The sequence below is a fragment of the Priestia sp. YIM B13490 genome, from assembly GCF_042787735.1.
In the GTDB taxonomy this organism is placed as follows: Bacteria; Bacillota; Bacilli; order Bacillales; family Bacillaceae_H; genus Priestia; species Priestia megaterium.
The window spans coordinates 689,334-711,228 of record NZ_JBHZOT010000002.1; the positions used below are offsets into that span (position 1 = coordinate 689,334).

The following is a 21,895-nucleotide window of genomic DNA, read 5'->3' on the forward strand; positions in this document are numbered from 1 at the left end:
CCTTAATTTGTTCTAGGAGAGAAAAAGATATACTTTCTAACGCAAAAAAACAGCTTTTCCAAATAAAAGCTGTTCTGTATCATTTAATTTATTTTTAACATATAGCGATTAATAGGTCTCCCCACTCTGCCGTATTCAACTGATAATTTCAGCTCGTTTTCCTGTTCTAAAAACTCTAAATACCTTCTTGCTGTAACACGCGCAATTCCTACACCGTCCGCTACTTCTTCAGCAGAAATTGGATGATTTTGTTCGGAAAGATATTGTTGTATCCTCCTTAGCGTAACCGCATTTAGCCCTTTTGGAAGCAAATCGGCTTTTTCTTCGAATTGCTGAAACAGCATAGAATCTAATTCAGACTGAGTAATATGTTCTTTTTGACTTATTTTAACTTGAAACGAACGATACTGCTCAAGTGCTTGCTTCATTCGTTCAAACTTGAACGGTTTCATAATATAATCAACAGCGCCATATTGAAGAACTTTGCGTACGGTTTCAATATCACTTGCAGCCGTAACTGCTATCACGTCTGTTTTATAGCCATTTGCTCGAATTTGCTGTAAGGTAGTTAAGCCATCTTGACTAGGCATATACATATCAATAATCGTTAAATCAGGCTGATGTTTTTTAATGAGCTGTACCCCCTCTAAACCATTCGAAGCTGCAGCGATAACGATGAACCCTTCAACTTGTTCAATAAATTGGCGGTTCACTTCTTGTACCATAGGATCGTCTTCTATGAGAAGCACGGTCCATTCTTTTTTATTCATTTCCCACTCCCCCTATAAAAAGAATGTAATGATAAAAGTCGTTCCAACATCTAATTCTGACTCTACTTCGATCTGACCGTTTCCTTTTTCAACAATTTGTTTTACTAAATGCAAACCAATTCCTCTATTTTCCTTTGCTTTGGTTGAAAAACCTTCATCAAAGATTCTCGCTACTTGATCCTCATTCATACCACACCCGTTATCTTCAACTAATATAGAAAGAATGCCGTCATTTTGTTCCATACTTATATAGATCTTCCGTTCACGACGCTCCATATGTTGATACGAATCAAAAGCGTTCTCAATTAAGTTACCAATAATAATCACAAAATCATGATGATCTAAGTAAGGAGGAAATGAGTGAAGCTCGCTGTGGCGATCGATAGCTAACTCAATTCCAAGTTCTTTGGCACGGCTGACTTTGCTCAACAGCAATCCCGATATACTTTCATCTTTAATATGCTTATGAAGAAATTGGGTGAGCTCTTCTTGCTGTTCAGACACTTGAAAAACATACTGAAGAGCCTTGTCTTTATTTCCAAGTTGGATAAGCCCTGCAATCGTATGAAGTTTATTCATGTATTCATGGTTTTGAACTCTAAGAGCGCTTACAAATGATTTAACTCCTGTTAACTCTTCAGCTAATTTTTTAACTTCCGTTCTGTCTTGAAAAATAGCGACCGCACCGACTGTGTGATTATTAACCTTAATCGGCACACGATTGCTTAAAATATTCAAATTTCGAACTTGAAGCTCTCGATTATAAACAGGCTGATTAAGCTGCAGAATTTCTGGAAGCCTTGTATCTGGAATCACATCATAGATCTTTTTTCCAATTACTTCATCGGGTACATCCATCATAATTTTCGCTTTATGATTAAAAATAGTGATGTTCTCCTCTTTATCAATGGCAATGACTCCTTCATGCATGGCATTAAAGGTCTCCGTTCGTTCTACGAACAAACGAGCAATTTCATGAGGTTCAAGCTCAAACATCTCTTTTTTGATACGAGATGCAAGCGCCCACGCTCCCCATCCTCCAAAAAAAAGAGCAAGACCTGAGATAAGAAAGATTTCTTTTTTTAAACTTAAAATGACCTCTGTAAATTTCGGAAGAAGATAGCCTGAGACAACCACTCCTACTTGTTCATGCTGATCGTTTACAACGGGCACAAAAGAGCGAATGACCATTCCGCCTTCTCCTTTTGCTTTATCGGTATAGGTATGTTCTGCAAACGCCTGTCCCTCATCATCTCCTTTAGAGATTTCTCCAATCATGCTTTGCAAAGGGTGAGACAAACGTTCATGATTCATATTCATAACCACTACATAATAAGCACCGTGAATAATGCGAATCGGCTCTACAATTTGATTAATGTTCTTACTATCTTTTTCAATTTTTTCTCGAATTTCAGGCATTTCAGCAACTGTTCTCGAAGTGATTAAAGCCCTCTGCTCTAAATCATTTTCTTTTGACTGTACAAAATTATTAATCACCACGATACTTGCTAAAAACAACGAAAAGGCCACGATAAAAAAGATTAACCCCGTCATTTTCGTTTGCATCGATAAGCGCATCATAGCGGAACACCTACTGCTGATTGAAGTTTATTTTAATTTTACCACGTTGAGAAATTGCGTGTTAGAATATTTGTAGAGAAAAATTATTGAATCGCGGGGTTGGACATTTTGAAGATGTTTATAGGGGCAAGTATCATTGTTAGCGTTTTCTTGATGATCTATGTTTTTTTGCAGTATACGGTTATAAATCAGGATAATGTGTATCATGACGATGAGCAAAAAGGATTAAATAAGCAAATTGTGATTAATTTTAGCCACGTGGTAGCTGAAAATACTCCAAAAGGCTTAGCCGCCCAAAAATTTGCTGAAATCGTTAATCAAAAATCGGATGGTAAAGTTAAAATTGAAGTATATTCAAACGGCGTATTGTATTCAGACGACGAAGAACTTGCCGCCCTTCGCCGAAATGATGTACAAATGATTGCACCTTCCATTTCAAAGCTAAGCGACCTCTCCCCTACGTGGCAGCTTTTTGATCTTCCCTTCATTTTCGATGATTACAGCGAAGCAAAACAAGTGTTTACCGGTAAAATCGGACAGGATTTGTTGAGTACGCTGCAAGAGAAAAACATTAAAGGGCTTGCTTTATGGAGCAACGGCTTTAAACAAATGACTAGCAATACGAAACCTTTGCTCCATCCAGCAGATTTTCAAGGTCAAACGTTTCGCATTATGCCAAGTGAAGTAATCAAAAAACAATTCGAACTTCTTGGCGCCAAGCCTCAGGCTGTCTCGTTTAATAAAGTATATCAATCCCTTGAACGACAGGAATTTGATGGACAGGAAAATACCATTTCTAATATTTATTCAAAACGTTTGTACGAGCTGCAAAAATATATGACCATCAGCAACCATGGATACTTGGGCTACGCTGTTTTAATGGATGAAAAGTATTGGGACAGCCTCCCTGAAGATGTAAAACAACTATTAAGTGATGCAATGGTAGAAACAACTAACTGGATTTGGACTCAATCAAAAATGATGAACGATGAACAGCTGCAGCAAATAAAAAATAAGTCTGGCATGCGCGTTTATTACTTAAATGATTTACAAAAATCCGAATGGAAAAAACAGTTTAGCTCTCTTTATCAATCGTTTGAAAACAATGCAACAAAACAAACGCTTGATATCATTCAACAAATAAAAAATATCGAAAGCAAAAAGTGATGACTATATGTTCATCACTTTTTTTGACCAAAATGACCAAAAAGAACATTATCACCAGAAATATAAATAGTTAAAATTATCAGTTAATATAAGGATAAGAATAATGTAAGCGTTAACAAAAAAACATTCTCGAAAGGAGCATTACGTATGAAATTAAGTTTTAAAAATCTAACTGTTCAAGTTGTTATCGGTATCCTTCTCGGTATTGCAATTGGCTTCATGTTTCCTGAATTTGGAGCTAAATTAAAAGTATTGGCTGATATCTTCATTAAATTAATTAAGATGGTAATTGCCCCAATTATTTTCTTAACAGTGGTCATCGGTATCGGAAGCATGGGAGATTTAAAGAAAGTGGGACGAATTGGAGGTAAAGCTCTTTTATACTTTGAGATTGTCACTACTTTTGCCTTAGCAATTGGAATTATCGTTGTAAACTTTATCAAACCTGGGGCTGGCTTTAATATCAATGGCGCAAGCGGAGCTGATGTTACTCAATATACGCAGCAAGCAGCTGAAGCGGAGCATGGCTTTATGGAGTTTATCATGGGAATTATTCCAGACAGCGTATTTGGCGCAATGGCAAATGGTGAATTATTGCCAATCTTATTCTTTGCCGTACTATTTGGAATGGCTACAGCTACACTCGGCGAAAAAGCGGCTCCTGTCATTACATTCTTTGAACGCTGTACAGATATTTTCTTTGGCATTGTTAATATGATTATGAAACTTTCACCTATTGCGGCGTTTGGAGCGATGGCTTATACGATCGGTAACTTTGGAATAGGCTCTCTTCAAAAACTCGGTTTCTTAATGGGATCTGTTTACATTACTATGTTCTTATTTATTGTATTTGTACTTGGAACCATTGCTAAGATTTATGGATTTAATATTTTTAAATTCATTGCTTTTATTAAAGAAGAAATTCTACTTGTATTAGGTACGTCTTCTTCGGAATCTGCACTGCCAAAAATGATGGACAAAATGGAGAAGTACGGATGTTCAAAATCTGTAGTAGGACTTGTCATTCCAACTGGTTACTCATTTAACCTAGATGGAACAGCAATCTACTTATCCATGGCTGCTATCTTTATCGCTCAAGCGTATGGAGTCGACCTGTCGTTAATGCAAGAGATTACGCTACTTGGTATTTTAATGCTAACGTCTAAAGGAGCTGCCGGAGTTACTGGCTCTGGATTTATTACACTAGCAGCTACGCTTGCTGCATTCCCGATGATTCCAGTTGAAGGAATCGCGCTGTTAATTGGGGTAGACCGCTTTATGTCGGAAGCTCGTGCCATTACAAACTTAATTGGAAATGGTGTAGCAACTGTAGTTGTATCGAAAATGGAAAATGAATTTCATCCTCCTGTAGAAACAGTACAAGACGTTAATTCCGCACCTCCATTAGCTAAGTAATAAAAAAAGAAGTTGAGACATAGCGAAATGAATCCAATCTAAAGACGAATAAATGGGATACATGAGCTGAACCGCTTATGACACCACAGTTGATTTCCGTACAAGACTTCGCTTTCCGCGGGCGGCCGATGAGCCTCCTCGTCACGTACGCTCCTGTGGGGTCTCATCTGTTCCGCTTTTCCCGCAGGAGTCTTCGCCTTGTCCTCCAATCAACTGCTAGAAGGATCTAAACAAATGAAGCCTACGTTCACCACAAAAAAAACGAACCACTAATCAAAATTGATTAGTGGTTCGTTTTTCACTTCATCTTAAATACTTTTGTCCCAAACTTTTTTTATTATTAATGCGTTTCTTTTTTAGAACGTCCGCTAAGTTTCCCAACAACCACAACTAAAATAGCTAACAAAATAGGAATAATCGTATGCAAATGCGGATTCAACCCTTCTAATACGTGTCCCACCGCTTTGTCTTTAAAGATCATTTCACCAGCAGTATAGCCAAGAAGCGCTGCTCCGGCAATGATGATAATCGGGAATTTTTCCATAATTTTCATTAAAAGCTGACTTCCCCAAATGATTAACGGAATGCTGATAACAAGACCAAGGATAATGAGTAGAATATTGCCGTTAGCCGCACCCGCAACCGCTACTACGTTATCTAAACTCATAACAAGATCCGCTATAATAATTGTTTTAATAGCACCTGCTAGAGTTGAATTCGCTTTAATATCTCCATCATCTTCACCTTTTAAAAGACTAATAGCAATCCATAGAAGAAGCAGGCCTCCGATGAAATTTAAAAATGGAATTGTTAATAAATATACAGCGACAAATGTTAGCCCTACACGTAGTACAACCGCTCCTAATGTACCGAAAACAACCGCTTTGTTTCGATGCTCGTCCGGAAGATTCCGACAAGCTAAAGCAATCACGACTGCGTTATCGCCACTCAGTACAATGTTAATCAGTAAAATTTCTAAAAGATTTAAAATAAAACTCTGATCCATAAAAAAACTCCTTGATTGATTTTTATTAGTCTATTTCTCTATCTCTTATTTCATTACTAGAAATAGAGAACTAAAACTCTATCAACATAACCCGTTCTTACCCTTTAATGGAGAGAAGTAGTTATTTCACTAACAGTATTTTATCACTAAAAAGAAATTTGAAATAGGTATTTGTAAAGGAAAAGTCAGTTCATTACAATAAATCAAACCTTATCCTTTATCTTTCATCTATTTTTCACCATCACTCTCTACTATTAATAGCAGGAGAGCATTTATAAAAAATAGAGTGACTTTTATAAATAATACAAGCCTCCAATGCTTCTTCGTTATTTTGTAGTTTTTCGTCAGCTACGATATAAGAAAGGAGAAAATAGGTATGATTTTAAAAGCGCTAAAAACAAATAAATTATTAACTATTAACTATCAAAACAACGGTTTTGTTCAAACGGTAAAAGGTTATATTCAAAACTTAAACTTACTCGAACAAACTCTTCTATTAAAAGATGAAAATCAGAATGTACGATCACTTCGCCTATCAAGTATTAAAAATATTTATTGATAAAAAAAAAGAAGAGATTGAGAGATAACTACACCAATCAACCGCTAGAAGCGGCTAAATAGAGTACATTCACGTTACCATAACCATAAAAAGATCCGAACGCTTTATCGTTCGGATCTTTTTTTAACATAAAATACTTTTGTCCTATCATCTTTTTATTTAACTCACTGTATGACGTGCAATTACTTCTTTAATTGATTCATATACAATTTCAACCATTGTTTTTAATTCTTCGTTTGTCATTGAAAGAATAGGCATCATCGTAATCACAGGACCTAGCTCTCTAATAATTAAACCTTTTTGGCGAGCCGCTAAAATGATGTCTCCCATCACTTTTTTATCTTCAAAAATAGACTTTGTTTGGCGGTCTTTCACAACTTCGATTCCTGCCATTAATCCTCTTTGTCTAATGTCTCCCACGTTAGGCAACTCATAAAGCTTTAATAGATAACGTTTAAAAACTTTTTCCTTTTCTTTTACACTACGGATTAATTCTCTTTCTTCTATCAGTTCAATATTTCTAAGCGCTACTGTACAGGCTAATTGATTTCCCGTATACGTATGTCCATGAAAGAAGGTTTTATTTTCATCTGGATGAGCTAAAAAAGCATTAAATATCTTTTCGCTTGTTAACGTAGCCGCAAGCGGCATATACCCTCCTGTTATCCCTTTTCCTACACACATAATATCCGGTACAACATCTTCTTGTTCACATGCAAACAGCGTTCCTGTTCGTCCAAATCCAACTGCTACTTCGTCACAAATCAGCAATACCCCGTACGCTTTGCACAGCAGCTCTACTTGTTTTAAAAAACCGGGAGGATGTGTAATAATACCCGCTGCTCCTTGCACAAGCGGTTCAATAATCAACCCAGCTACTTCTTCCCCTTTGTTCTGCAAGAGCTTCTCTAGCTGGTGAATACAGTAAGCTGAAGCTTGCTCTTCCGTTTCAAATCCTTCCATACGGTAAGTATAAGGAGAAGGTGTGGGAATTCGTTCAAACAGCAAAGGCTTAAAGATGCGATGAAATAAATCCATGCCTCCCACACTGACTGCCCCAATTGTATCTCCGTGATATGCCTCATTCAATGAGATAAATTTACTTTTGTTTTTGTACTTTACAGAGTCGAGATTTTGCCAATATTGATAGGCAATTTTCAACGCAATTTCGACAGCGGCGGAGCCTGTATCAGAGTAGAAGACTTTCGATAAGCTGCCAGGAGTAATTTCCGCTAACTTTTTGGCTAACAAAATAGATGGAACGTTTGCGGATCCAAGCAGCGTAGAATGCGCTAATTTTTCCACTTGTATATGTAAAGCTGTATTTAATTCCGGATCATTATGTCCATGCACGTTCACCCATAGAGAAGCGTATCCGTCTAAATATTTGTTTCCCTCTACATCATATAAATAGCTTCCTTCTCCTCTTTCAATAATAAGAGGATTTGATTGACGGTAAGCTTTCATTTGCGTAAACGGATGCCATACATATTCTTTATCCCATTTCTCCAGCTCAGCTTTTTGATACGGCACAGTCAAACACCTCCTGAATATGTTGAATAACACTTTTTTGCCTCATCATTTTCTCAATATATGCATCTAACTCTTCATCGATATGTGTGAATACTGGAACGGTCATTAAAGATGATATTTGAAGCAGCTTTTCAATCGTTCGAACATTATCGTTATGAATGATACTGCTGTGATTAAAACGATTAAAAATGAGTCCGTTGATTTTAAGGTGATGCTCACTTGCATATGAAAAGGTAGAAAGCGCATCGTGAATAGCTCCTAATCCCGTTGTTCCAACAGCAATAACCGGCATTTGTGCATCTATGATCAAATCTTTTGTCATATAGAACGTTGTTTCCTCCTCAATTAAAGGTACGGCAAGGCCTCCTGCTCCTTCCACGAGCACTACATCAAATTTCTTTTTTAATTCATTAATGCGTTTTAAGACGATTGAAGGCTCTACTTGCTTGTTGCTCAGTGCAATAGCCAAATGAGGAGACGTCTCCGGCTTTAACTGATAAATACCCGTATCTGCTACTCCGAGCCTTGTTTCAAACCAGTGAATATCCGGATAACCTCCAATTTCGTCTTGATAGCCGGTTTGAAATGGTTTGCAAATTGTCGTTTTTATTCCTAGACGACCAAGTACTTTATACAAAATACTTGTAACCAGGGTTTTTCCAATATCTGTTCCAGTTCCCGTAATAAAATACGCTTTGCCCATTTTTTTCTCTCCTTTTTTTCTATGTCTTAGTTACCCCGCTTTGACCCGCTTTGATGACAAACGACTAAATTGAGGCTGCATTCGGTGAATCAGCACTGAACATAAAATACATAACAAAAGATCTCCAGGCATTGGCAAAACAGCTCCAAAAAGAAGTGTATCACTCAGTGAAAGAGGCTTTTCAATTATCCATTTCATTGCTCCGTAAAGCCAGAAGCAGCCGACTGCGTACACAATAGCTAACGTAGATAAATTAGCTAAAAAAATAGAAAAAGGTTTCTTTAAGTCATATTTTTGAATAAGGTATCCGTTCATAAATGCACCCATAGCATAGCCAATTAAATAGCCAAACGTTGGTTTGAAGATATACCCTAAACCTCCTCCTTCTGCAAAAACCGGAACACCGATTAACCCAATACCTATGTAGCATAGCTGACTATACAAACCTAAACGCGGACCTAACAGCGCACCGGCTAAATAAACAGGAACAATTTGAAGAGTAAACGGTATGTAGGGAATAGGAATTTTTATAAATGCACCAATCGCCGTTAAAGCTGCAAATAAGGAAACATACGCCATTGTTTTCGGTTTCATATTCACCCTCCTTTCTCTTTTCGTTGCTTTAAGTTTGCAATAATTTCTTTTTATTTGTCAACTTAATTTTATTTTAAGTTTACAAATAAACAATAAAAAAAGACGCAAAAACCTGAGCTTTTGCGTCTTTTGATTTTTATAAAATTACTTTTTTGTCGTCTTTAAGCTGCACTTCTTGACGGCTGATAGATAAATCAACTTTCTTTTTTACACGTGCGTGATAATAAACATAAAACAGCAGCGCTAGTGGAATACCGACATACAGTGCCATTCGCTGTTCTGCATCAAATGCCATGCTTCCCAATACGATTGTATTTAATACTAATGCGATTAAAGGTAATACTGGGTAAAGAGGGACTTTAAATTTTAAATCCTCGATTTGCCCTCCTTGATTTATATATCTTTTTCTAAATGCAAGCAGTGATGCAGCAATCGTAATCCAGCCGATTTGTGCACCTAAACCCGCTGCAGAAATGAGCCATACAAATACTGTTTCTTGAGCAAAGAATCCTGAAAGTAAAGATAAAAGCGCAATGCCTAATGTTAAAAGCAGCGCATTCATCGGCACACCGCGTTTATTTACTTTCATGAAAGCTGAACTTGCCATGTTATCTTTTGACAATGAATACAGCATACGCGTTGCTGCATAAAGACCTGAGTTAGCTACAGATAACAGTGCCGTTAGGATAACAAAGTTCATAATATCTGCTGCATATGGAATACCAATTTGGTCAAATACAACAACAAATGGACTCTCAACTACGCCTGCTTTTTCAAGCGGAATCATACCCGCTAAGACAGCTACAGCTAGTACAAAAAATACAAGCGTTCTCCATACCGTTTGTTTAATTGCTCTTGGTACAGTCTTGTCTGGGTTTTCACTTTCCCCAGCCGCTACACCAATAAGCTCCGTGCCTTGGAATGAAAAGTTAACTGTAATCATGGTAATCAACACGGCACTAATTCCGTGAGGAAACACACCGTGAGCTGTATAATTAGAGAAAAGCGGTGCGCTGTCTCCATTACTTAATGGAAGAAAACCAAACATAGCAGCTCCACCAAGCACGATAAATAAAATAATAGCTAACACTTTAATGCTGGCAAACCAAAACTCCGCTTCACCAAACGCTTTAGCTGACAGTGCATTTAATGAGAATAATAAAAGGGCAAATATAGCACACCAGATCCATACAGGAGAATCAGGAAACCATCTTTGCATAAGCTGACCTGCTGACAAAAATTCTAATGCAACCGTTACAGCCCAGCCCAACCAATATAACCATCCAAAAGCGAAACCAACACCAGGGCCAATAAATTTTGTTGTATATGTCTGAAACGAACCGGAAACTGGCATCGCTACTGCAAGTTCCCCTAAGCAAAGCATTGTTAAGTACATAATGAAGCCACCTACGATAAACGAAAGGATAGCTCCAATCGCTCCTGCTTGGCTAATCGTGTATCCTGTTCCTAAAAAGAAACCTGTACCGATAACCCCGCCGAGCGAAATCATAAACAAATGTCTGCTTTTCATCGTCTTTTTTAATTCATTTGTTTGCTGTTGTCCTTCTATCATATTAACGACATTTCCTTTCAACCTATTTATTACGAGATATTACCTAGAAAAAAATTAATAAACCTTTGTTTTCTATGCATATTTACTTACATATTTATGCGGTGTTCTCAATTTAAATGAAACAGCCTTTTGTAATCTTAACATAATGCTCACTAGATTTAAAATGTTTTTCTGCAAAAGTAAAATGAATTTTTCTTGAATAGTTTGATTTTCTTTTACTGTGGATATTCATAACCATTTTTCTGCAAATGAATAGGTTATGCAACAAGAAAAAAGCTGTGCTTTCTAAGACGAAAGCACAGCTTTTTTAACTTTTTACCAAACAAACAATCCAACAATCATAGCACTTAATAACGAAACAGCGATACCGCTCACAAGCAGTTTCCATACGTTTTTTCCAATAATCGTTGATTTACCTTCTGATAACGTAGAATTATACGTCCCATAAATCATACCCACCGTACTGAAGTTAGCAAAAGATGTTAAGAATGTTGTAGCAACTGCAATCGTATGCGGTGGAAGTGTATCTAGATTTTTCTTCAAATCCATCATTGCCACGAATTCATTTGTTGCTAGCTTGATACCCATCAGCTGAGCTACGTACATTGCATCATGTCCCGTTAGCCCTAGTAAAAATGCGAATGGACTAAAGATATAAGAGAAAATCTTTTGTACAGTCAAGCCGTCTACGATAACGCCTAAAATACCGTTAAGCGCAGATGTAAGAGCTACATATCCAATAACCATCGCTAAAATAACAATAACCATGTTCATTCCGACTAACATACTGTTTGAAATGGTAGAGAAAAAGTCTTTTTTCTCCGACTTTGGCGGTACGTAAATCATATCTTCTTCTTTTGTAACATGAACTGGATTCAATAAGCTCACTAAAATAAGCGCGTTTAAACAGTTCAGTGGAATTGCTGTAAACACGTACGTAGCGGGAACCATCGTTAAATAAGCACCGATAATAGATCCGCTAATACTGCTCATACTCATAATTCCAAACGTAAGCAAACGGTTGTCTTTTAACACAGAAAGCTGATTACGAATAACCGCTAATGCTTCCGTATTTCCTAAAAACATCATTTGAATAGCGAAAAAGCTTTCTAATTTAGGCAAACGAGAAACTTTCGAAATGACCCAGCCTACTTTATCAATAATCCACGTTAAAATACCAAAGTAAGATAAAATATCAAAAAATGTCACGACAAAGATGATAGGCAGTAATGCACTGAAGAAAAAGTCAACCGTTTCATTTCCCATTACGGATGGGAACGCAAAAGCAATTCCATCGTTAGCACAGGAAATTAGCCAAGTAAAGAACGAAGCAATCTTATTAATAATCCATGTTCCGATTGAAGTTCCTAACATAAACCAAGTAATGAGGACTTCAACGACTAGCAGTGAAGCAATTGGACGCCACTTTATCTCTTTCTTTTTAGGAGAACATAAAAAGACGACACCCATTACGACAAAAACGCCTAATAAATTTAATAAAAAGTACATGCAAGCCACTCCCAGGTGTGTATTTGAAAAACAAAAAAGCTCTTACTTTTCATAAATTCTGACAATAACAGAAAGTATGAAAAGTAAGAGCTTTGAAAGAAGACTGTACTCATGAGAATACGCCCTTCTTTTTGCTGCTTATATCCAAACTTTCTTGTAGTCTAGTTTTTTTCGGTTACTAGGTAGAGACTATCAGACCATATTACTGATAATATACAAGATCGTAATCTTAGCTGTATTCAATTGATATGAACAAATTCTACCCTTTATTTTTTTAATAATCAACACTTTAAAAGTTTTTCGGAATAGTAAAATTGGTATGAAAATTCTATTTATTTATCACTCCTTTTGAACTACTCATAAGAAAATTACACAAAAAAAAGTGAATTTAACCGTTCTTTTAACTCAATTATTTTCCTATTTTTGAAACAAAGAAATTGATTCTTTGATGAGTATGTTTAAATATCTACTTCGCTTTTCATTTAATTCCTCAAAAATATTTCATTTTTACGACTTGAGACGTAGAAAAAAATAATCCTGCTGTTCGTTGAAATTAACCGCTTTTCAATTTACACTTTATGGTAGAAGAAAACAAATTTAATTTAGGTAGAAAGCGGGTTATAACGTGAAAAAAATATTGGCTTTTATTTTAGTAATAGGTGGTACGGCAGTCCTCTTTTCTACTGCATTTGCACCTTCCTCTTGGTCGTTAAGTTCATTCAAGACGTCCAAGTCTGAAGCGGCGTTATCAAGTGATATTCAGCATATTCAAATTGACTCTCCAAGCATTAGTACAACTGTCGTGCCGCAAGATCGTCAAGATATTAAAACAAAAGTAGAAGGTAAAGGAAAAGTAGATGTAAAGCAAAATGGAGACACCCTAGTCGTCACTTATCAAAAAAGTCCTTTTCAATGGCTTTCTATTTTTTCAAATACAAAAGTGACAATCTACATTCCTAGAGATTATCACCACAACCTTGCGCTTACGGTAGGTTCTGGGGACCTTCAAGTTGCTGCACAGCCTGAGCAAGCACTTCAGCTGAAAGATGTTTCGATTAAAGTAGGTTCTGGAAATGCAAGTATTTCAAACTTGAGGAGCACCTCTCTTCGTACGGATGTCAATTCTGGAGATTTACAGCTGAGTAATGTTGAAAGCCAAACGGCTAAATTTGCTGTAGGCTCTGGGGAAATTAAAGGAACAAACTATAAAGGAAAACTTCAGGCGCGCATTGGATCTGGTGATCTCTATATGGATTTTAAAAAACTAGAAGAGGCCGTTTCTGTAGATGTAGGATCTGGAGATGCCGTGCTGTTTCTTCCGAAAAGCGCTGGTTTTAAAGTGAATGGAAAAGTAAGCAGCGGTTATATAAACAATGACTTTAAGTTAAGCAATGCAACCGTAACAGAAGATGTATTAAAAGGAAAGCATGGAAATGGAAAATATCCTATTGATGCAGCTGTTTCAAGCGGAGAATTAACGTTAAAATCAAAATAAAACGAACACGGAAGTGTTCGTTTTATTTATGGTCTCACTGCAATATACCACGCTACTCCTACGATTGATCCTATGAATACGACTCCGTAAATAATAGATAAATTCACTATACTTTTCTTTTTAGATTTTCCGTAATCTTCATCTACTTTCTTTGCAGCACTGATCGTACCTGCAAGGGCAGCAACGCCGATAATAATGACAAGAAGCAATGCTAGTTTCATTCATTCTCTCCTCCATATTTCGGTGATTGAATAAGACTGAATACCAAGATGTTATTTATTTCATTTTAAGCAGCACGATTTAATAAGAATATGAAAGCGTTATATCTTCTCTTTCTATCATAAAGCTAAATTATGTAAAATCAACCATCCAATCGTGCATTATTTTCCTCCGCCACTTTACATACATAAAAAATTCCCGAGCTTCACTGCTCAGGAATCTTCACCTAATAGAGATGGCATTTTAAGGTTTTAAAATGACTTTAATGCAGTTATCTTGATGATCATTAAAGATTTTGTAGGCATCAGCTGCGTCTTCTAAAGCGACTTTATGAGTAATAATTTCTTTTGGATCGAATTCTCCTTGTACAATTTGATCATATAATTTCGGCATAACGGGAATGACAGGAGCTTGCCCCATTTTGAGAGTTACATTTCGAGCAAAAAAAGCTCCTAACGGAAAACTGTTATAGTTGCTTCCGTATACCCCGGTGATTTGGACGGTTCCACATTTACGAACGGCTTTTGTCGCAATTTGAATAGGTCCGAGCGTTCCACCTTGAAGTTTTAATTTTTGTTCAATATATTCAAGAGGCGACTTTTTTCCATCCATACCTACACAGTCAATCACCACATCTGCTCCGCCTTTTGTGATTTCTTTTAAGTGCTCCCCCATATCTGGGTATTCTGTAAAATCAAAGGTTTCTACGGCATTCATTTTCTTTGCATGCTGCATTCGGTATGGAACATGATCTATTGCAATAACCCGTTTGGCACCTTTCATCCAAGCAAACTTTTGAGCCATTAATCCCACTGGCCCGCAGCCGAGTACGATAACGGTATCCCCTTTTTTAACATCCGCATGCTCTACACTCCAATAAGCAGTTGGAAGCACATCTGATAAAAAAAGAAGCGATTCATCTTCTAATTCGCACGATTCCGGAATGACAAATGGTGTAAAATTCCCAAACGGCACTTTTAAATATTCAGCTTGACCTCCTGGATGATTTCCAAACTTTTCAGTATAACCGAAATAGCCGCCAGAATCGTAATGTGGATTAGAATTATCACATTGGCTCGTTAAATCATCCTTACAGTATGCACACTGTCCGCACGCTACGTTAAACGGAATAATAACTCGATCTCCTTTTTTTACTTTTGTAACATCCGGTCCTACTTCTTCCACAATCCCCATTGGTTCATGACCAATAATATAACCGTGAGGCAATGGCATGCTTCCTTGATATAAATGGAGATCAGAACCACAAATAGCCGTTGACGTTATTTTAATGACAATGTCATCTTTCTTCTCTAACTTCGCATCTTCTACTTCTGCTACTTTTACCTGATTAGGCCCTTGATACGTTACCGCTCTCATTTTCACCCTCCATTTTTATAACCTTTATATTACTTAAATTTATCTAAAGGCATGTATTCTATCCGGGGAAATCAAGGAAAATAAAAAAGCAGCGCTTACGCGTCTGCTTAAATGATTATTAAAACTGAAATATATGTTTTCCTACCAGTACATCTGCCATCTTTACAAAGCGCTTGATTTCTAATACGTCATGAACTCGAACCATTTGAACGCCTTGTGCAATCCCTGCATATACAGTAGCTGCAGTTCCTTCCATTCTTTCCGTAGGAGGAGCATCAACTATTTGTCCAATAAATCCTTTACGAGAAGTAGCAAGCAGCACAGGATAGCCCATCTTTGTCAAATGATCTAGATGCTGAATCACTTCTACATTATGCGCAGCCGTTTTTCCAAAGCCAACGCCTGGATCTAAAATAATTTGATCATCTCGAACTCCTGCAGCTTTTGCAATTGATATGCTTTCTTCTAAATCACTTATCATATCTGTAATCAGATTTGTATAATTGGGCTCATGGCGATTATGCATTAAAATAATAGGAACATTATAGTCAGCTGCAACTTGAGCCATTTTGGGATCAGCCTTTGCGCCCCATATATCGTTAATAATATGTGCTCCTGCTTCTAGCGCATGCTTGGCCACTTCCGACTTGTATGTATCTACAGAAATCGGCACCTCTACGCGCTTAGCCACTTCAGAAATAACGGGCACAATCCGTTTAATCTCTTCTTCATCGCTAATTCTTGTATAACCAGGACGAGTTGATTCTCCTCCGATATCAATGATGTCTGCTCCTTGCTTCACCATTTCCTCAGCATGAGCAACCGCTTTATCTACATCGTAGTATTTTCCGCCATCTGAAAATGAATCCGGGTTTACGTTTAAAATTCCCATAATAAGCGTACGGTCCGCATAATTCAGTTCATACTTTCTGCATTTGATGACCGATTGAGACGTTAAAGTTGACACTATCCTCAGCCCCTTCGTAATTTGCAAATTGATGTATATTTATAAATATCATGTATTTTGAGAATGTCATACCGTTCGTAATTATATCAAAAGTTACCAGTCCTATGTGATTTTTCTTGGAGTTTCTTTCTTCTATAGTGTGAGATAAACATTAAAAGTGAATACACAGATAACATTAAAAATCTCTATCGGGCTTGTCTTCAGGGTCTTTTTTCCTCTTCTCGCATCTTTTGTGAGTCTTTTTATTCAAAAAGAAAGGATTCGCATGAAAAGTGTTTAATTTATAGCAATAGTTGGGAATTTATAATTAAGTAACTTCCATTTTTATGGAATTCATTTTAAGGAGGATGACTATGACTCAACAACCGTTACAAGTCAAATTAATTCCTTATACAATTGAGTCGATTATCGACTCAACAAACGAAACGCCTAAAGGAGTAAGCTTAATTCAAGCGCCTGCTATTTGGGAACAAAGCAATCAAGGAGAAGGCATTGTAATTGCAGTTATCGACACTGGTGTTGACACAAATCATCCTGACTTAAAAGATTGTATTATCGGAGGAAGAAACTTCACTTCGGATTATGACGGAGATGCTTCTGTATTTGAAGATAATAATGGGCACGGCACTCACGTGTCTGGTACCATTGCTGCTGCGCTCAATAATGAAGGGGTAGTAGGAGTGGCACCCAAAGCAAAAATTCTAAGCTTAAAAGTACTTACCGGTGAAGGATCGGGAAATTACGAATGGATCATTGACGCTATTAACTACGCCGTCGAATGGCGCGGTCCTAACAATGAGCGAGCACGAGTTATTTCCATGTCACTCGGGGGACCACAAGACGTTCCAGAACTGCACGAAGCTGTTCAAAATGCTGTGAATAAAGATGTTTCTGTTGTTGTTGCGGCTGGAAATGAAGGTGACGACCGCGAAGAAACCTTTGAATATTCATATCCAGGAAGTTACAACGAAGTCATTCAAGTAGGAGCAGTGGACAACAGCTTAAATCTTGCCCCTTTTACTAATGCAAATGAAGAAGTGGACCTAGTCGCACCGGGAGTTAACATTATCTCTACTTACTTGGAAAATAAGTACGCGACTCTTTCAGGAACTTCAATGGCGACTCCCCACGTGGCAGGAGCTTTAGCTCTATTAATTAACTTATGTGAGAAGGAATTTGGCCGTTCTTTAATCGAAGCCGAAATCTATGCTCAACTTGTAAGAAGAACCCTTCCTCTTGGATATCGAAAAAGCTCTGAAGGAAACGGATTTCTCATGCTCGATTTGGTAGAGAAAATACATGATATTATTAACGTAGCCCGTATCAACCCTAGTAAGTAATAAATAAGAAAAACGAGAAATCTTCTTGGTTCTCGTTAAATTAAAATAAAGACATGCGAACGCATGTCTTTATTCATATCTTAATGCTTCGATTGGATCTAGCTTCGCCGCTTTGTTTGCAGGAAGCATGCCGAATACAATGCCAATCGTCATGGAGAACAACACTCCTCCAAGTACTACTTGCCACGAAATTAATGACGGCCAGCCAGCAAATAACGAAACAAGAGCTGCCCCGCCCGCGCCCAGACCAATTCCAAGCAAACCACCAATTAACGTGAGGGTAATGGACTCAATCAAAAACTGAGTTAGAATTTGTCTTTTAGATGCTCCCAACGCTTTACGAATACCAATTTCTCTTGTACGTTCCGTTACCGAAACCAGCATAATGTTCATAACGCCAATCCCGCCAACAAGCAGGGAAATGCCCGCAATCGATCCAATAATCGTTGTCATAATTCGCGTTACATTTCCAATGCTATCTGCTATTTCTTCTAAGTTCTGCACTTGGTAAGCATCTTCCGCATCATGCAGATTATTTAACAAATCCGTTGCGTCATTGCCTACTTTTTTTAGTTGATCAGAGCTTGTTGCTTGAACACTAAGGTTGGTGTAATCGAGCTTACCGAAGCTTGATTTATACGTATTATTTGGAATATAAATGGTCGGTATTTCAAATGCTAAAAAGCCCGTTGCCTTTTTTGTCACACCAATAATTTTGATAGGCTGTCCTTGAACCCATACTACTTGTCCAAGGGCTTCTTTTTTATCAAACAGATCTTTTTTCATATCGCTTGTGATAACACCTACTCGATTACCTGATAAAAAGTCAGAGCTGTCTAACATTCTTCCTTTTGAAACTTCCAGCTGATTAACTTCAATATATCCTTCGTTAATAGCATTAACAGTCGTATCAGATTCCTTGTCTCTATATCTTATCCCCATTCCCATTGAGCTAGAAGCCACCACATTCTTCACTCCGGGAATAGTCGAAAGAGCTTTAATATCATCCTCTGTAAAGATGGGCTCACCCGTCATTGAAAGGTCATCAGCTTGCATCTCGTCTTCAGGAGGCTGATAGTATACATCAACTGTATTGCTTGCTCCTGTTATTTCCGACTTAATCATTTGTTCTCCGCCTTGACCAATGGCTACAACGATAATAACAGCCGCTACGCCAATGATAATACCAAGCATCGTCAAAATAGAGCGCATTTTATGAGCAAGAACCGAAGAGAGAGCCATGCGAATATTTTCTATCAAACTCATAAGCTATCGTTCTCCTTATCGCTATGACTTAGCACTTTACCGTCACGAACGATAATTGTACGCGATGTGTATTCTGCTACTTCAGGTTCATGGGTAATGACTACAACCGTTGTGCCATCTGCATTAAGCTGAGAAAATTGTTCCATAATATCAGCACTTGTTTTTGTATCTAGAGCTCCTGTTGGTTCATCCGCTAAAATAAGCGTCGGATTGTTAACAATAGAACGAGCAATAGCAACGCGCTGCTTTTGCCCTCCTGATAGCTCGCTCGGTAAATGTTTCATCCGCTCACTCAGCCCTACTTTTTCAAGTGCAGCTTCTGCTCTGGCTCGTCTTTCCTTACGCGTTACACCGGCATATACCATTGGAAGCTCTACGTTTTCTACCGCTGTTAAACGCGGCAACAGCTGAAATTGCTGAAAAACAAAACCGATATGAATATTTCTTACTTTTGCAAGCTGCTCATCACTATAAGTAGAGATTTCTTGTTCGTTTAATAAATAGGACCCTGAAGACGAACGGTCTAAACATCCGATAATGTTCATTAGCGTTGATTTACCAGAGCCAGAAGGTCCCATAATCGCAACAAATTCACCGTCATAAATCTTCAAATTAATATCTTTTAAAATTGGCACTTCCTCTTTGCCAAGATGATAACTTTTATGAATATTCACAAGCTCAATCATTGAACAGTCACTTCCGCACCGTCAGTTAAGTTCTTTGTAGGATTTGTAATGACTTTGTCTTTAGAAGTTACGCCGCTTTTGATTTCAATAAATTTATTTGTTGTTTCTCCAATCTTTACTTCCTTACGAACCGCCTTTTTATCTTTCACCACATATACATATTTTTCTCCGTCTTCATTTACAACTGCTTTTATTGGCAAAGATGAAGCCTTTTTACTGCTTGTTTCAATTTCAAGCAGCAGCTTAAATCCCGGCTTAATCATCGTGATATCCTGGTCATCTACTTTTACTTCAATTGGATATTGATTAGCTGCATCATTGCCGGCTTCTGCTGATGCCTGCTGCTGAGGTAGATAGTCAATTTGTTTAACGCTCCCTGCCCATTCTTTATCAGGCAGCACATCTGATGTAATTTTGACAGCTTGACCGGTTTTAATTTTTAATGCATCGTACTCAGACAGCACACCAGTAGCTAAGTATTCATCGGTATTACCAATATGTATAAGCGGTTTTTGAACGTCACTTGTGTTATTAACCGCTTCTTTATCTACTTCTAGCACCGTCCCATTGATATCACTCGCTACGTCTAAATTACGTTCTTTTTTAGCAATTGATTTGGCTTCTAGTTTGTTTCGTTCTAAATCAATTTTAGCCGTTTCTAAATCGAGATTGAGCTGCGTACGCTCTGTATCGATTTGATCTCTCGCTTCTTGCTTACTCATTTCTTTTTCCAATTCTTTTTGTTTTTTATTTAAATTAGAAAGCTGTTTGCTTACTGAGTCAATTTGCAGCTGACTGGATTTTTTTTCTAGCTTGTTTTGTTCTTGCTCTAAATCAAGCGTATCGCTTTCGTAAGTTACAAGAGAGGTTCCCTGCTGTACACGAGAGCCTTCTGTTACGTGAAATCGTTCAACCTCGCCTTTTTCAGCATCAAAATAGACATATTGCTCATCAGCAAGCTTTAACGTACCCGGAACCATAACTGTATTTCTTAACTTCTTTTCCTTTATATTTGCTACGTGAACATTGATTGCTTTCCCACTTACACTTTGTGCACGATATACGTTAATCCCAATAACCGCAACAATAACAACTGCTACAGCTGTAATAATTATTCCTTTTTTCATTTACAACCCTGCTCCTTTAAGCGCTTCTGAAGCAGCTCCTCCAGCTCCTGAAATAGCGGCTCCTAAGATGAATAAAATAATCACTGTAATAATAGAAACAGCTTTTGATACATTTGCCACTTTTTGTAGTCCTACTGCTGTCAGAATAAGTCCCCAGATAGAAAAGATTTCAATGGAAGTAAACACTCCTCCCATAGCACCTTTCGCACCAACCATTCCATTTAACGAAGTCACATTAGCTGAAGTATGGGCTAGTGCAGCTACTCCCGTATTAATTAGCTGACCGATTGCTGTGATGAACGTAACAAACAAATTCAAACTAAACATTTGGCGGTAAGTTGTTTTTCCAGTCCCTAACTTTGCAATTAAAAACAGAATCAAACTCGTGAATGCCAGTGTAGCAACTATTGCAATCGCTCCGCCAATCATACTAAATGTTGAATTCACTTCAATGCCAGCTTCTTTTTGCTGTTGCAGGGCCTCTTGTCCCTGAGGGGTATAGACGGCTAGAATCGTTGTTGCAGCTGTTAAGATGAGGATAAGTAAAAGAGGTCCCCAGATGACCGGGCTGCTTTTCATTTTCTCAAACTGTACAACCGGACTCGTAATAAAACCAAAAATAGAAGGCTTTCCTTTCTCTTGGACTTCCGAAGATACATTGACTTCTGTGCTCATAATCAAACTCCTTTTATTTTGTTTCGTTATTAGCTCTTAAGACCCGTCTTTTACTATTTTTTAAAGTCTTCTAGCAAAATCGGCTCTTTCTAAGAAACTCTCAAACACCTAATATTCTAACATAATTATACAAATTAATTGACATTTTTCTTACATTTTATATTTTTTATGGTATTTTTAGAAATTAAAGAGATGTCTTAATGCTGAATGACAGCATTAATCTTATTTATATTTTCTAAATATTCAAATTATCATTTGACATCATTCAATAGAATTCGTATATTATGATTAAAGTTTATTATTCCTATGTTTTTTATAAGTTTTATATTTAA

At 37.4% G+C, this 21,895-nt stretch carries 20 protein-coding genes and 1 riboswitch; of the genes, 5 read left to right on the forward strand and 15 right to left on the reverse strand.

Going from position 1 to position 21,895, the window contains the following annotated elements; translation table 11 throughout:
- Positions 1 to 83: 83 nt before the first annotated feature.
- Both ACFX4R_RS08870 and ACFX4R_RS08875 read right to left on the reverse strand, forming a co-directional pair.
- Positions 84 to 770, reverse strand: a complete 687-nt coding sequence (locus ACFX4R_RS08870; protein WP_043980293.1) for a response regulator — start codon at positions 768 to 770, stop codon at positions 84 to 86.
- Positions 771 to 782: 12 nt separating this feature from the next.
- Entirely contained in the window at positions 783 to 2,351 is a 1,569-nt protein-coding gene (locus ACFX4R_RS08875) for an ATP-binding protein (protein ID WP_043980295.1), read from the reverse strand.
- Between the two features lie 108 nt (positions 2,352 to 2,459).
- On the opposite strand from ACFX4R_RS08875, the gene ACFX4R_RS08880 reads away from it, so the two are divergent.
- A complete protein-coding gene (locus ACFX4R_RS08880) occupies positions 2,460 to 3,518 on the forward strand; it encodes a DctP family TRAP transporter solute-binding subunit (protein WP_043980297.1) in 1,059 nt (352 codons plus the stop codon).
- 147 nt (positions 3,519 to 3,665) lie between these two features.
- The gene (locus ACFX4R_RS08885; RefSeq protein ID WP_013081860.1) at positions 3,666 to 4,934 is read left to right on the forward strand and encodes a dicarboxylate/amino acid:cation symporter; all 1,269 of its coding nucleotides are present in this window, start codon (positions 3,666 to 3,668) and stop codon (positions 4,932 to 4,934) included.
- Between the two features lie 340 nt (positions 4,935 to 5,274).
- Here ACFX4R_RS08885 and ACFX4R_RS08890 read toward each other — a convergent pair whose 3' ends face one another.
- Complete coding sequence (locus tag ACFX4R_RS08890) at positions 5,275 to 5,940, reverse strand: TerC family protein (protein WP_016763134.1); 666 nt, start codon at positions 5,938 to 5,940, stop codon at positions 5,275 to 5,277.
- A 376-nt stretch (positions 5,941 to 6,316) separates the two neighbouring features.
- Between ACFX4R_RS08890 and ACFX4R_RS08895 the strand changes: the two genes are divergently transcribed.
- Positions 6,317 to 6,499, forward strand: coding sequence for a YolD-like family protein (locus tag ACFX4R_RS08895; RefSeq protein ID WP_043980299.1), 183 nt, complete (start codon positions 6,317 to 6,319; stop codon positions 6,497 to 6,499).
- 159 nt (positions 6,500 to 6,658) lie between these two features.
- Here the strand turns inward: ACFX4R_RS08895 and bioA are convergent, their stop codons facing one another.
- The 5 genes from bioA to ACFX4R_RS08920 form a co-directional block, all read right to left on the reverse strand.
- The gene (gene bioA / locus ACFX4R_RS08900; protein WP_043980301.1) at positions 6,659 to 8,032 is read right to left on the reverse strand and encodes an adenosylmethionine--8-amino-7-oxononanoate transaminase; all 1,374 of its coding nucleotides are present in this window, start codon (positions 8,030 to 8,032) and stop codon (positions 6,659 to 6,661) included.
- Positions 8,013 to 8,735 (reverse strand): dethiobiotin synthase, encoded by a 723-nt coding sequence (gene bioD, locus ACFX4R_RS08905; RefSeq protein WP_013055537.1) that lies wholly within the window; start codon positions 8,733 to 8,735, stop codon positions 8,013 to 8,015. The genes bioA and bioD overlap by 20 nt, the downstream gene beginning before the upstream one ends.
- A gap of 30 nt (positions 8,736 to 8,765) precedes the next feature.
- Positions 8,766 to 9,329: a biotin transporter BioY gene (locus ACFX4R_RS08910; RefSeq protein WP_028407561.1), complete on the reverse strand. Its 564-nt coding sequence runs from the start codon at positions 9,327 to 9,329 to the stop codon at positions 8,766 to 8,768.
- Between the two features lie 136 nt (positions 9,330 to 9,465).
- On the reverse strand, positions 9,466 to 10,902 hold the full coding sequence (locus ACFX4R_RS08915; protein WP_043980305.1) for an amino acid permease: 1,437 nt from the start codon (positions 10,900 to 10,902) through the stop codon (positions 9,466 to 9,468).
- A 315-nt stretch (positions 10,903 to 11,217) separates the two neighbouring features.
- Complete coding sequence (locus ACFX4R_RS08920; protein WP_013055534.1) at positions 11,218 to 12,411, reverse strand: NupC/NupG family nucleoside CNT transporter; 1,194 nt, start codon at positions 12,409 to 12,411, stop codon at positions 11,218 to 11,220.
- A gap of 137 nt (positions 12,412 to 12,548) precedes the next feature.
- Positions 12,549 to 12,650: riboswitch (purine riboswitch) on the reverse strand.
- Positions 12,651 to 13,036: 386 nt separating this feature from the next.
- Between ACFX4R_RS08920 and liaG the strand changes: the two genes are divergently transcribed.
- Entirely contained in the window at positions 13,037 to 13,906 is an 870-nt protein-coding gene (gene liaG / locus ACFX4R_RS08925; RefSeq protein WP_237074533.1) for a LiaG family protein, read from the forward strand.
- 26 nt (positions 13,907 to 13,932) lie between these two features.
- On the opposite strand, the gene ACFX4R_RS08930 is transcribed toward liaG, so the two are convergent.
- The 3 genes from ACFX4R_RS08930 to folP form a co-directional block, all read right to left on the reverse strand.
- Positions 13,933 to 14,127 (reverse strand): hypothetical protein, encoded by a 195-nt coding sequence (locus tag ACFX4R_RS08930; protein ID WP_013055532.1) that lies wholly within the window; start codon positions 14,125 to 14,127, stop codon positions 13,933 to 13,935.
- A 241-nt stretch (positions 14,128 to 14,368) separates the two neighbouring features.
- Positions 14,369 to 15,502 (reverse strand): zinc-dependent alcohol dehydrogenase, encoded by a 1,134-nt coding sequence (locus ACFX4R_RS08935; protein ID WP_043980312.1) that lies wholly within the window; start codon positions 15,500 to 15,502, stop codon positions 14,369 to 14,371.
- Positions 15,503 to 15,620: 118 nt separating this feature from the next.
- On the reverse strand, positions 15,621 to 16,469 hold the full coding sequence (folP, locus tag ACFX4R_RS08940; RefSeq protein ID WP_080781637.1) for a dihydropteroate synthase: 849 nt from the start codon (positions 16,467 to 16,469) through the stop codon (positions 15,621 to 15,623).
- 353 nt (positions 16,470 to 16,822) lie between these two features.
- Between folP and ACFX4R_RS08945 the strand changes: the two genes are divergently transcribed.
- Positions 16,823 to 17,809, forward strand: coding sequence for a S8 family peptidase (locus ACFX4R_RS08945; protein WP_377569379.1), 987 nt, complete (start codon positions 16,823 to 16,825; stop codon positions 17,807 to 17,809).
- Between the two features lie 69 nt (positions 17,810 to 17,878).
- Here ACFX4R_RS08945 and ACFX4R_RS08950 read toward each other — a convergent pair whose 3' ends face one another.
- From ACFX4R_RS08950 to yknW, 4 genes are read right to left on the reverse strand one after another with little or no spacing between them, the layout of a single operon-like run.
- The gene (locus tag ACFX4R_RS08950) at positions 17,879 to 19,075 is read right to left on the reverse strand and encodes an ABC transporter permease (protein WP_377569381.1); all 1,197 of its coding nucleotides are present in this window, start codon (positions 19,073 to 19,075) and stop codon (positions 17,879 to 17,881) included.
- Positions 19,072 to 19,761, reverse strand: a complete 690-nt coding sequence (locus ACFX4R_RS08955; protein ID WP_165575531.1) for an ATP-binding cassette domain-containing protein — start codon at positions 19,759 to 19,761, stop codon at positions 19,072 to 19,074. Before ACFX4R_RS08955 ends, ACFX4R_RS08950 begins: the two co-directional genes overlap by 4 nt.
- Positions 19,758 to 20,888, reverse strand: a complete 1,131-nt coding sequence (locus ACFX4R_RS08960) for an efflux RND transporter periplasmic adaptor subunit (protein ID WP_377569383.1) — start codon at positions 20,886 to 20,888, stop codon at positions 19,758 to 19,760. Before ACFX4R_RS08960 ends, ACFX4R_RS08955 begins: the two co-directional genes overlap by 4 nt.
- Entirely contained in the window at positions 20,889 to 21,563 is a 675-nt protein-coding gene (gene yknW, locus ACFX4R_RS08965; RefSeq protein ID WP_377569385.1) for a YknW family membrane protein, read from the reverse strand.
- Positions 21,564 to 21,895: the final 332 nt, after the last annotated feature.